Origin of the sequence: Pseudoalteromonas sp. SR41-4 (genome assembly GCF_014163985.1) — a bacterium.
In the GTDB taxonomy this organism is placed as follows: Bacteria; Pseudomonadota; Gammaproteobacteria; order Enterobacterales; family Alteromonadaceae; genus Pseudoalteromonas; species Pseudoalteromonas rhizosphaerae.
Genome location: NZ_JACJEI010000019.1, coordinates 14,878 through 27,329, shown reverse-complemented (window position 1 = coordinate 27,329; position 12,452 = coordinate 14,878). Strand labels below are relative to the sequence as shown.

Annotated in this window: 12 protein-coding genes; 7 read left to right on the top strand and 5 right to left on the bottom strand. The window is 38.7% G+C overall.

Annotated elements, in window-relative coordinates; genetic code table 11:
- Positions 1 to 18 precede the first annotated feature (18 nt).
- Positions 19 to 399 (bottom strand): hypothetical protein, encoded by a 381-nt coding sequence (locus H5180_RS15145; RefSeq protein ID WP_182758504.1) that lies wholly within the window; start codon positions 397 to 399, stop codon positions 19 to 21.
- A gap of 166 nt (positions 400 to 565) precedes the next feature.
- Here H5180_RS15145 and H5180_RS15140 point away from each other — a divergent pair, with 166 nt between their 5' ends.
- The 6 genes from H5180_RS15140 to bfr (H5180_RS15115) all read left to right on the top strand — a co-directional run bounded on the left by H5180_RS15140 (position 566) and on the right by bfr (H5180_RS15115) (position 6,619).
- Positions 566 to 1,429 (top strand): cation diffusion facilitator family transporter, encoded by an 864-nt coding sequence (locus H5180_RS15140; RefSeq protein WP_145236243.1) that lies wholly within the window; start codon positions 566 to 568, stop codon positions 1,427 to 1,429.
- 112 nt (positions 1,430 to 1,541) lie between these two features.
- Positions 1,542 to 2,615 carry a PepSY domain-containing protein gene (locus H5180_RS15135; RefSeq protein WP_182758528.1) on the top strand — a complete coding sequence of 358 codons (1,074 nt, stop codon included), beginning with the start codon at positions 1,542 to 1,544 and terminating at the stop codon, positions 2,613 to 2,615.
- Between the two features lie 289 nt (positions 2,616 to 2,904).
- The gene (locus H5180_RS15130) at positions 2,905 to 3,186 is read left to right on the top strand and encodes a hypothetical protein (RefSeq protein ID WP_182730858.1); all 282 of its coding nucleotides are present in this window, start codon (positions 2,905 to 2,907) and stop codon (positions 3,184 to 3,186) included.
- A gap of 123 nt (positions 3,187 to 3,309) precedes the next feature.
- Positions 3,310 to 5,448, top strand: coding sequence for a TonB-dependent receptor (locus tag H5180_RS15125; protein ID WP_182758502.1), 2,139 nt, complete (start codon positions 3,310 to 3,312; stop codon positions 5,446 to 5,448).
- A 222-nt stretch (positions 5,449 to 5,670) separates the two neighbouring features.
- The gene (gene bfr / locus H5180_RS15120) at positions 5,671 to 6,144 is read left to right on the top strand and encodes a bacterioferritin (protein ID WP_149980077.1); all 474 of its coding nucleotides are present in this window, start codon (positions 5,671 to 5,673) and stop codon (positions 6,142 to 6,144) included.
- 10 nt (positions 6,145 to 6,154) lie between these two features.
- Positions 6,155 to 6,619 carry a bacterioferritin gene (gene bfr, locus H5180_RS15115; RefSeq protein ID WP_145236253.1) on the top strand — a complete coding sequence of 155 codons (465 nt, stop codon included), beginning with the start codon at positions 6,155 to 6,157 and terminating at the stop codon, positions 6,617 to 6,619.
- Between the two features lie 98 nt (positions 6,620 to 6,717).
- On the opposite strand, the gene H5180_RS15110 is transcribed toward bfr (H5180_RS15115), so the two are convergent.
- The 4 genes from H5180_RS15110 to H5180_RS15095 form a co-directional block, all read right to left on the bottom strand.
- Positions 6,718 to 6,912: a (2Fe-2S)-binding protein gene (locus H5180_RS15110; protein WP_145236256.1), complete on the bottom strand. Its 195-nt coding sequence runs from the start codon at positions 6,910 to 6,912 to the stop codon at positions 6,718 to 6,720.
- 231 nt (positions 6,913 to 7,143) lie between these two features.
- Positions 7,144 to 7,770 (bottom strand): YceI family protein, encoded by a 627-nt coding sequence (locus H5180_RS15105; RefSeq protein WP_259397088.1) that lies wholly within the window; start codon positions 7,768 to 7,770, stop codon positions 7,144 to 7,146.
- Positions 7,771 to 8,070: 300 nt separating this feature from the next.
- Entirely contained in the window at positions 8,071 to 8,817 is a 747-nt protein-coding gene (locus H5180_RS15100; RefSeq protein ID WP_145236262.1) for a type 1 glutamine amidotransferase domain-containing protein, read from the bottom strand.
- A gap of 396 nt (positions 8,818 to 9,213) precedes the next feature.
- Positions 9,214 to 11,262, bottom strand: a complete 2,049-nt coding sequence (locus H5180_RS15095) for a TonB-dependent siderophore receptor (protein WP_182758500.1) — start codon at positions 11,260 to 11,262, stop codon at positions 9,214 to 9,216.
- A 103-nt stretch (positions 11,263 to 11,365) separates the two neighbouring features.
- Between H5180_RS15095 and H5180_RS15090 the strand changes: the two genes are divergently transcribed.
- Positions 11,366 to 12,223 carry a LytTR family DNA-binding domain-containing protein gene (locus H5180_RS15090; protein WP_182758498.1) on the top strand — a complete coding sequence of 286 codons (858 nt, stop codon included), beginning with the start codon at positions 11,366 to 11,368 and terminating at the stop codon, positions 12,221 to 12,223.
- Positions 12,224 to 12,452 lie beyond the last annotated feature (229 nt).

Below are 12,452 nucleotides of genomic sequence, written 5' to 3'. Positions count from 1 at the left end.
ATATTGGCCAGCTAAAAATTAACTTAGTGAGTGAGTAATTGGAGGGCGTAGATCAGGAATAAGCAGACGCGAATTAAATACAGGGGCGTTCAAACTAATAATGTCGTAGCTTGGTAAATTGACATGCTGCTGCCACGGCTCAGTAAAAAATGCAGGGATATGACATACATGACAATGCGCATCATCGGCGTTATCAGCTAAGGCTTGGCTTAATTGCTGATGTTGCAGTTGGTGAATATCATGATCGTTATTGACAGAGCAGTGTTCGTCTAATTGACTTTGTTGATGTAATAATTGCGAGGTTACATTAATAGCAGTGTTATGATCAGCCACGTCAAAACTATCCAGCACAGGCTGAAGTAGTACAAACGCTAAAATAAACAACACTAATTGCTTCAAGCAATATATCCTTTGAACGATTTCCAAGCTAACTTAACACATCTTTTCGTTACTGAGAAGTGCTTAACCGCTCGCGACAGATGCCAACTTTATGCCGCTGGCTAATTCAGCAATGCTCATTTAGTATTGTAGTATCAATATAATAACAACTTAGGCAATACTGAATATGGCTCATCAACATTCTCATAGTCATCACAATGACGACCAAAGTGATCGCCAGCTAGGCTTCGCTGTTTTTATCAATGTGCTACTTACTATTGCCCAAGTTGTTGGCGGTCTTATCTCTGGCAGTCTGTCTTTAATTGCCGATGCATTGCATAATCTCAGTGATGCAGCGGCTATTTTTATCGCATTAATCGCCCGTAGAATTGGTAATAAACCCGCTAACGAGCACTATCATTTTGGTTATAAACGTGCAGAAATTTTAGCCACATTGTTAAACAGCAGCACCTTAATCATTATTGGTGGATTTTTAATACTAGAAGCCATTGACAGCTATTTTAACCCAACCCCAATCGATGGCTGGATTGTAGTGTGGGTGGCAGCATTAGCACTAGTAATTGATGTTGCGACGGCGGTGTTGACCTTTCGTGCGGGGGCAAAAAATAGCATGAATATTCGCGCTGCATTTATTCATAATGTGTCTGATGCTATGGCCTCGATCGTGGTAATTGTGGCTGGTACCTTAATTATTCTCTATCAATGGTATATTGTTGATTTGATTGCCACAGTATTCATTTCGGCATATGTAATTTATCACGGGGTATTACTACTGATTGAAAGTTGCAAAATTCTTATGCAAGCTGCGCCCAATAACTTTAATCGTGAAGCAATCACTAATGCGTTACAAAAGCACTTTACAATTAGCCAAGTACACAGCATTAAAGCCTGGCAAATTGATGAGAAAACGACCTGTTGTGAACTGGTGATCATAGCTACTCAGCCACTTGATATTGACGCAATTAAAGACTATTTACACCATGAATTTGCTATTGAGCAATGTATTATTGAATATAAACAGCCACAATAACAAACCATGATGCGAACTCATAATTGCATTTAATCGGATTTTTATTGAAAACAGCTCGCGTTCTCATTTATCATCGCATCTTTATTTTTATAAATATCATAGGATATCTGTGTTGTTAAAGCTGTGGTTACGCCGTACTCATTTAATACTGACATTAGTTAGTGGGCTGTTTTTGATCTGTTTAAGCATCACCGGCGCTATTTTAATTTACGCAAAAGACATTCAGCAAATCATTAACCCGCAATATTGGACAGTAACCCCGCAATCAACACCACTGGCCTATCCGGTGCTTATCAATACGCTGGCTATTCACTCCAAACAAAATGTCACTTTACTTATGCCAGAGCAGCAGCCCACTGTTGCATGGCAAGCCCAGCTTGCTGATAAAAACTATATCAGCGTTAACCCATATACCGGACAAGTACTGCTCAAATATGATTATTACAGTACAGTATATGGCTTTACCATGGCCGTTCATCGTTGGCTATTATACCAAGATGCAGATGGCAAAAAGCCGCTGCGCAATTGGGTCTCTATCTGTGCGTTAATTTTTATTATCAATATATTCGTTGGCGTATACATGTGGCTTAAACCTAAAAATCGCCTAAAACGTTTAGTGATAAAACCCAAGGCTAAATTACGTATTTTGCTTTACCAACTCCATACAGTGATTGGCATGTATCTGTTTATCCCTCTTATTTTAATTGCCTTTACTGGTATGGCATTTCACTGGAAAGACGAGACCAAAGCAGTGCTTGAGTTTGTAACACAAAATAATGTAGAGGCACGCCCTAAAGCGCCGGAACTCGAGGTGCCAAATATAATCAATGGCGATAATTTTGCAGTGGCTATACAAAACGCATTAGCTGTATTTCCTAAGGCAGAATTATTTCGTATCTATTTACCTAAAAAAGCCAGCGACCCAGTTGCACTTAGAGTAAGAAACCCTGATGAAAGTCATGCTTATAGTTGGGTATGGGCCGATCAATACACCGGTCAAGTCCTGCAATCTTACGATGCCTCAAAGGCCAACCTCACAACTCGCGCGTGGAATTTTAAATACAAATTTCATATTGGCGATTTTGCCGGTTTTTTGGTGCAAATGTTATGGCTATTGGTTGCACTACTGCCTGCTTTTTTTACTATCAGCGGGGGTTACTTTTGGTATAAGCGCCATTATAGATAACCCAGCATTATAACGTTTTAATAAATCAGCTCGCACTGGTGATGTTGAACAATAACTTTAAGTTCACACCACCAGTAACACTGTCAGATCAACTCATGCCACCCTTACCTTTCAAATAACTGCCGTTCCTGACTCGATGTAAATGTACTTTTTGCCTTGTAGCAACTCATACTTTAAACAAGTGATGTTGCTTTATTTTTCCTATTTTAGCTCCTAAAATTAATCGTACCAATTACATTAAATTAATCACTTATTAGCGTATCAGGAAAAAAGCTTAAGGACGAGAGCTATGAAAAGTGTTCTATTATTATTTATAATCAACCACTTGTGCTTTTTTATAGCAGCCGAGTTTTTTACTGGCACCTTGAGCAAACCATCAGATAATAGCTTTCTATCAGTGATAGGACTCATTTATGCCTTTGTGGGTTTTCCGCTCCAGTTACTTATTGAGCTACTACTGCTTATTGGCTTTTGTTATCAACTTTTTAATGTCGGAAAATATCAAGCAAGTGCGCCGCTTTGGTTAGCATTTTTTGCAAGCATAATGCTGATGTTTAACTTTTTTGAATAGCAAAAAAAACAAAATGCAATTGATAATAACTATCAATACCCTTGCCTTTACACTTCTTTACACTTATTATTGCGCCAATAAAAACAGCAATATCTCATAATTACATAGTCGTAAAGGATCTTCATGTTTAAAACCTCTTTCACTTTATTAGCCCTCGCTGTAAGCACTGCCACTTTTGCCGATGAAGCAATCAATAAAAACCAATTAACCGATACGCAAATGGAGCGTGTGGTTGTCTCTGGTAGCCGTGTTTTTGAAAGCATTGATGAGGTTCCCGCATCAATTACTATTATCAATCAACAGCAAATCGAGGAGCATTTAAAAGTAAATCCAGAGCTACAAAGCTTACTTGCGCAAATGGTGCCGGGCCTTGCCCCTGATACAGGTAGTTCGAGTAATACCGGGCAAACGCTGCGTGGTCGCGCACCACTTATAATGATTGACGGCGTGCCGCAATCAACCCCACTGCGTAATGGCTCTTTAGGTATAAAGAGCCTCGACCCAAGTGCTATCGGCCGCATTGAGGTGATCAAAGGTGCCACCTCTATTTACGGGAACGGTGCATCAGGCGGTATTATTAATTACATCACTAAACAAGCAAAAAGTGATGGTAAAACCGAAGGTGAAATAAGTTTATCGAGTCGCTTTAGTGCGGTAAAACTTGAGGAAAGTGCCGGTGCAAGGCTATCAGCAGCCATTAATGGCCGTGCTGACAAATTTAGCTATTTAGTTACTGCCAGCTATGAAGAAAATGGCGTACAACGCGATGCCCAGGGTGACATACTCGGTTTACAATATGGTTTATCTGACGCAGTTACACAAAACTACTTTACTAAATTGGGCTATGATTTTGATGACGAAAAACAGCTACAATTTAGTTATAACTACTTCAGTTCGCAGCAAAAAACTGACCTTGGCGATGTTGCTGGCGATATCAGCTTAGGCGAAAAAACCTACGCAATCCATGTACCACCTGAATTACAAAAACAAGGTAAACCACAAGGCCCCGAAGGCAACGAAAATATCACCCTAAAGTACATAGACTACGCGCTATTTGATAACACCCAAATGACCTTAGATCTTTATATGCAAGATATAGAAAACGTGTTTTTCTTCTCCCCCAATCTTGCTAATCAAGACGAAAATTATGACGGCGGCCAGTCAATTATAAGATCAGAGAAAAAAGGCGCACGCGCAACATTTAATACCCTAATAGATTTTGATTCTATCGAAGCCTCATTTATTTATGGTATCGATGCATTAACCGATGTGACTTCGCAGCCACTTGTTGATGGCCGTATCTGGGTTCCAGAGATGGATATGCAAAGTGTTGCTGGCTTTTTACAAACCAAATGGGTGATTGCTGATGACCTTATTGTCAAAGCCGGTGTTCACAAAGAAAGCATTGATTTAACGGTAGACGACTACCGCACACTTAAACTATGTAAAACGCCAACTCAGTGCTCAGTACCTATTAACGTTAAAGGCGACACTATAGATTACGATGCGACAACCTATAATGTTGGTATTAAGTACAACCTTGATGAAAAATTCAGCCCATTTTTAAGCTACTCACAAGGCTCCGATATTTCAGACATTGGCCGTTTGTTGCGTGCTGCCACGGTAAACGATATTGGACAGATCCAAACTGAAGCCTCGATCATCGACAACTATGAAATTGGTTTTAATTCACAATTTGATAATGTACGTATTGAAGTTGCCGCCTATCGTAGTACCTCTGAACTTGGCACAACCAATAAATTTAATGAAGTGACCGGCGTATATGAACCAGTACGAGCACCACAGGAAATTTGGGGCTACGAAACACTGGTAGATTATACAATTTCTGCAAACCTAAAATTACTGGCAACGTATAGCTATGTTGAAGGTAAAAACACCGAAGCAGATGTTTATTTAGGTTCTAAACAGATCAGCCCACCAAAAGCGACAGCTAACCTAAACTGGCAACCCAGTGATGCTATGTCTCTAACATTAAGTTACCTGTATGTCGGCGATAGAAAACGCTTTGCAGCAAATGACGATGGCAAATATGTGGGCGATCAGGGCCCTGTCGAAAGTTATAATATTTTTAACTTAACTGGCCAATACCAATTTGCTGATAACTGGCAAGGGTTTGCAGGTATTGAAAACTTATTTAACGAAGATTACTTTCCAGCCCGCGCTCAGTCATATACATTCGGCGGCTATAACATCAAAGGTTTAGGAACAACAGCAACTGTTGGCGTTAAATATAAATTTTAAGCATCATTAAACTCGTTCATTGCGCTGTGCAATGAACGAGCCTTTCTTAATTTAACCTTTAACCTTAAATATAAATAGCAATCTGTTCATAAAGCAACCAACAATGCAAACTTAAACGAGAATCACACGCAATATTAACCATATGATTTAAAAGGAAAATACTTGCAATTTTGTGGTTTTACACTAAACTTGTCGCAATTATGAATTTCAAGGTAGGCCGTTATGAAAGGTAATCAAAAAGTTATCGACAGCTTTAACACATTGCTTGCAAATGAACTTGCAGCAATCGATCAATATTTCATCCACTCACGTATGTACGATGATTGGGGTTTAGATAAACTTTATGTACGCCTTAATCATGAAATGGAAGAAGAAAAAGATCACGCTGATTGGTTAATTAAGCGTATTTTATTCCTCGAAGGCGTACCGAACATGACCAAACGTCGTGATCTAATTATTGGTCATGATGTTAAATCAATGATGCAAAATGACTTAACCCTAGAGCTTGAAGTCGTTGAGTGTGTTAAAGAAGTAATTGCAGTCTGTGAGCAAGAAAAAGACTATCAGTCACGTGAGATCCTTGAAAAGCTATTATTCGATACCGAAGAAGATCACGTTTACTGGCTTGAACAACAACTTGGTTTGATTGATAAAATTGGTAGCCAAAACTATCACCAATCACAAATGGGCGAATAGGAGCTAAATTATGAAAGGCGATAAAGACGTTCTTGTTGCATTAAATAAAATACTGGCAAATGAATTAGTAGCCATTAACCAATATTTTTTGCATGCCCGTATGTTTAAAGATTTTGGTTTTAGCGCATTAGACAAAGCCGATTACAAAACCTCGATTCAAAAAATGAAAAACGCTGACCGTTTAATTGAGCGTATTTTATTTTTAGAAGGCTTACCTAATCTTCAAGATCTTGGCCGTTTACGCATTGGCGAAAACAGCGAAGAAATGATTGCCTGCAACATGAGTTTTGAACTAGATTCATTGGTTGATCTAAAAGATGCGATCAAACTTGCTGAAAGTAAAAAAGATTATATTAGCCGCGAAGCGCTCGATAACATTTTATCTGAGCAAGAAGAGCAAATTGACTGGCTAGAAACGCAACAACAGTTAATTAAAAGCACCGGTATTGAAAACTACCTGCAGTCGCAAATGTAACGTTTGGTTAATACCAAAAAAGCAGCTTAGGCTGCTTTTTTAGTTTTTATAATACAGATAAATGTCACTGAGTTTAAACGATTACCAATAAGCAATAGCTACGCCACTTGCTCAGTAATATCAGCAATTTGAATAAGCTTACGGTTGAGGATCTTTTTAGTACAGCCGCAGCATTTGCCGCACTGGCTACCGACTTTAAGCTCTTTAGAAAGCTCGCGCATTGTAGTCGCGCCTTCGTCGATTGTTTGTTCAATTTTTTTATCTGTCACACCGTGACATAAACAGATATACATGAATACAAACCACTCTCAATTACATTCGAGCTTGTATATTAATCTAAACGTAAACGGTTCGCAATTAATAATCGCATAAAATTGAGAATTATTTTTATTTGCTTAATTCCATATAGTTTTAGATGCTCACCGCAATCCGGTTAACTGATATGTGCCCTAGCGGTCATTCAGGGATTATATTCTATCTGCAAATTTCACTCATTGACGATTTAGTAGCTATCTACTTACTTCTTATTGCTTACCAACATTAAGAAATTCCGCATAAACTTCTAAGTCAATTTGATCCCCAACAATCGGTATATAACTGTCCATGCCAAAGTCAGAACGTTTGATTTGACCTACCGCGCTAAAACCAATGGTGTATTTTCCTGTCATCCAGTTGTCTGCTCCACCGTGAAATGTGGCTTTAAACGTCACAGGTTTGGTAACACCTCTAAGAGTTAAATCACCTGAGAAATTAAAACTGTTATCAGATATAACTGTAACAGTGTTGCTAGTAAATGATGCCTGCGCAAAACGCTCACTGTTAAACCAAGTGTCATTTTGTAAGGTTTCTGCTAAGTCAGCATTATTAATATCAATAGAGCTAATATCCACCACTGCGTTTAATGACGCGGCAGTCATATTATTAGGATCAAAGTTGAGTTGTGCATCAAATTTATTAAAACGCCCTACATAGGTTGATAACCCTAAATGTTGGATTTTAAATATTAATGCAGCATGTTGACTGTCTAGCTGATATTCGCCCGCTTGAAGCGCTATCAACTCAGATTTAACAGTTGGTGCAATCCAACTCACACAACTTGTCAGTAACAGCGCAGCACACATAACAGAGACCGAATGTATAAATGTTCGCATTGTATTCTTTAACGCTGAGTTCATAGTAGTAAAGCCATTAGTAATGTGTTGAGTGTAGGTAAAATAAAACGTCATTTTTCATAAAATCAAAATATATAATGCCTCATATTTTCCATTTTCACTTCTCTTTTATATTCTGATGGAGTGAAGCCGTGAATTTTTCCTTCACGCTCAAAGCCGAACTACTCAAAAGTGCATTTAGCGGACGGTGGTAACGCCCTAAAAAGTAAAGTGCGTAGCTGAGCGAAACCGAGTCAAACTTTAGCAGTTCCGCCTTAATTAGCTTATTAAGCGCCGTTATTACTGTCTTAAGGTTATCATTTCTTTTGCTACAAGTGCAGCTGAAGGCAAAAACATTGTTGAGATAATACGTTGATCTGCAATCACAGCGTGTTTATCTTTTAATGTTTTTTTATTTTGAGCAATAGCACCATTCTTATTAAGTTGATTTTCAATAAGAAAAGGTAAAAGTGTTCCTTGTTTTGCCCATGGTTTCGATGTTTCAGTAGAGTTAGGAAAACCAGCTATTTTTTTTCCTTTCACCAAAAACTCCCCATTAGATAATTTCACGTTTACAATGCCCGCTGAGCCATGACCACCAACACCTAAAATACCACCTGACTCATAAATACTACTGATAATGGATTGGATTTGTTTGTTATCTGTAACGTCAAACATTACTCCATAGCCACCACCTATGAATACGCCCCAATAGTCATTTGGGTCAATTTGAGCAGGTTTGAATGAGCTGTTTGCTTTTTCTAAGAAACCTTCATATTTGATGGTGTAACTACTTATACCTAAAGGCTCCAACATAAACTTAACTTCTCCACCATTAGGTGATACAAAGTCAACTTCAAAGCCGTGGCTAAAAAAAATGTGATACGGAGGTGCAAATTCCCATAAATTATTTCTTGCGTCATGCTGTTCAGGATCCCCCATATTTATCATATTAGATGCCACTATCAGTACCTTCTTTTTAGGCTCTGCTATTGCATTTGTGGCTAGCAAAGCGCCTGTTAGTAAAATAATGGATAAGAGTTTCATTTTTTTCCTTTATAAATAATTAAACTATTATTTAGACGAGACAAAAGACGAAAAGGTTTAAATATAGAATTTGTATCGGTACTTAAAAGCGTATTAGGAAGGCCTGCAAGATAGAGGTTTAGTCAAGCCAGATAAAATAGTTATCAATGAACGACCGCTATCCGAACGCAGCCAACTGTAAAAAGAGTGCCTATGTAGTCTTAGTCTTTGCAGCTTATTTTCTGGTTGGGTTTTAAACGCTAATAACTGCTGGCAAATTTCAATTTATCGAAAATTCTTAACCCCTTTAATTTCATTTAGTGCTAGATTTTCTAAATTTTTTATCAACCATAAAACGCTAAATTTATATTTCAGATGCTCAACCCTCTCACACTTAAAGTAAGAGGGTTATCATCTTTAAAAGTTAATTGTGATGCCAATAGATGGTAAAGGCATATCAGGGAACTGGTAGTCTTTTTCAAACTCGCTGTAGTCTTGATTGTATTCTAGCTCCTGTACTGCGCGTGAAGCATAAACATTTAACACTTCAAAATATAAATTAGCATCAAAGCCATAGAGCTGTGTTTTATAATCTGCACGAATGTCTAAACGGTGGTAATTGCTCCATTGTGAACTGTTAAATTCACTGTATTTTGGAATATAAAAGAGCGCATTTTGACTGCCAGTTTCTTTATAAGGCTGTGCAGATAATACTGGCGTATAGCGCCTGCCACTTTGAAATCGCCATTTTGCACCGACTTGCCAGTGATCATTCCATTTATAATCTAAAACCAAGTTTGCAACCCAAGGCAGGTCAAATTCAGAATTAAACGCCTCTGCTGTTAATGGGTTCTTTCGCTCTGTTTTACTATAAGCAATACTTGCCCAGCCAAACCAGTCGTTCGACAGTTGCTTATTTACAAGTATTTCAATCCCATACGCTTCGCCACTGGCAACATCATCAAAAAGCAGATCACTGAGTGCTACATCGTTTTCGCTGCGAGCTTGTGCTTGCGGGTTTGCAACAACGAGGTTTTTCAATTCTTTGTAAAAAAGCTCTGTTCGTAGAGCTATTCCATCAGCTAATTGTGAATCAAGGCCTAAAACCCATTGCGATGAATTACTCGCCTCAAGGCTTGGCTCTCCATATTGAGCGGTTAAAAATTGATAGTCATCTATAAAGGTATGATGGATCCCGTAGTTTAGTCTGAGCGTGTGATTGTCATCGAGGTCGAAGCCAATCCCTAATCTTGGTTCAACATAACTTTGGCTGTTATTGTCTGTGCCAACAACAGCAATGCCGATTTGATAATCAAGTTTAGCAGTGATTTGCCCCGTAAGATGGGTGTAAGCATGATAATCTGAAATAGTTAAAGTCCCTTGCTCATTAAATTTAGGACTAAAGTAGCTAGGTGGGCACATTTCAAATTCGGTATTACACGGCATCAACCGGCCACTGGCTAGATAGTCTACCGACGTGTCTCTATAGGTGGCACCAAAATTTAACGTAAAGGATTCTGCTACGTATTGGTTTTCAGTTTTGAAAATCAATTTTGTGATATCTGCATCCCATCTAAAAACCTCCCCTTCACGCTCTTGCTGATTTTGAGTCAATAAATTAACACTAAAATTAGCCTCTATTACATCGCCAAAATGTTGCAAACTCACCGCTTGACTGTGGTAGTAAGTTTGATATCTTTCGCCGCTGGCTAGATCAGGATTTTTAGCAATATCTCTACCGTCTTGATCAAACGCTATTTCGATATAATCTTTTGCGCCACTGGCGGAGAATCGAATAATATTGTTTGCGTCAAAATCCCAAATAAATTTTGCCTGATAGTCTCGATTTCTCGGTGGTACCGCGAAAGAAAAGTCTTCGTCTTCTATAAAATTATCAACATAAGTATGAACTAAGCTTTCTCGAAAAGAAACGTAGAACGCTGCGTTGCTTGATAAGGCCTGTTCATATAAAAACCCACTTCTAAAAAAGCTTAAGTCGATCACTCGTGCCGGCTCCACACCATTGGGATCTCTTAAATTGGTTAATATCACTCCGCCATTCGCATTTGCGTATTGACTGCTCCAAGCCCCCGTTTTTAACTCAAAACTCTCAACGAGAAGTGGGTTATAAACACTTAACCCGTCATTATGAAAAACATACCCCATCTCCAAGCCATCGGTAAGATATAAGTTGTCATTGCTCGAGCTACCACGTATTGCAGGCTGCGCAACCGGGCCTCCGGTGGCGGGAGTTGCAAGTACAACCCCCGGCAGTGCTTCTAAGCCCTTTAATGGATCATTCCCGGTGCCTGGTAATGATAAGAGCTTGTCTGAACTGATCTTTAAACCATCTGGTTTTACTGCGATCACCGTTATTTCTTCGAGCTCTTTTTCATCACTAGCCTGAGCGTTAATGACTGCCAAAGCACAGATTGTTAAAGGTAATAATCGTGTCATTTTATTCATAGTATCCATTCCTTGTATAAATTGTGATGACAACAATTTACGCCATGGATTGAATTTGCTTTAATTAAGTTTGTTGATTTTGAACGAATGGGCAGCTTTTTGTATGAATGGGCATTTTCCGTTAGGTGAGATAAATCCTTGGCGATATTTTTTTATCTTGGGGTTTATTTTAGCAAGCTTATTTACCCTCGTTAACGATGATGAAACGCGTCATGTTGTTGAAGTTTTTTTACAGTGGCAGCTTCAAGTTCATAGCGGATCATTATTTTTTATCGCCACTCACCTATTTTTAACTAGCCGATTATCAGGACTTAACAGTGCTTTAAAGTTGCTAGTGAGCGCATTTATTGCCTCTCTATTTTATGCCCCCGTCTCACTGCTATTTGATGTTTATTGGCTACATGATACTGATTATACCCTCGCAGCTTTAGTCCAAGAATGCAGTGATATGATCCCCACGGCAATGTTTTCTTGGTTAGTTGTAAACCTACCTTGGTTAACTGGGCTTTCTTTGCAAAGAAGAACACCTTTACCAGAAACGCCGCCCGACACGCCAACTTTAGCAATTGCTCACACAATACCGATATCCCCTCCATTAGCGCCACTCAAAGCTGCAGAAGTAATAGAACCAGAAACAAAAAAGCTTACCGCATTTTTACAGCTCGCTACTGTAAATAGCGTGGATGAAATAGTCTATTTAAAAGCCGAGCTACATTATTTAAAAGTCGTTGCACATGATTTCGAAAAACTGATCTTATTTAATTTAAAAGATGCCATATCGGCTTTGGCCGAAGCTGATAAACAGCATACAATGAGTCAAACTCACCGTAGTTATTGGGTCAATCGGGCGTATATTCGCAGTGTAAAGAGTAAAGGTCGCCAAGCAACACTACTCATGAGCAATGATGATAAAGTGTTGGTAAGTAGGAATAATATGCAAAAAGTAAAAGCATGGTTTTAAGCATACGTTTATATTCAATTACAGAGTTCACCTTCAGCTGCACCACAAAACCTATTGTTGTACCTTTACTCTAAAAAAGAAATGTGGCAAAGTGCGCACTTCTCGGGGGAGTAGCCTGCTTGATGCCTTTTAACTTAAAGCGCAGCAAGTAAACTTATCAACATAATTGCACCTCATGTGCATGGTAAGTTTGTAATGTAGCAAGCATTATCGGCAAGACCTGGGTAAA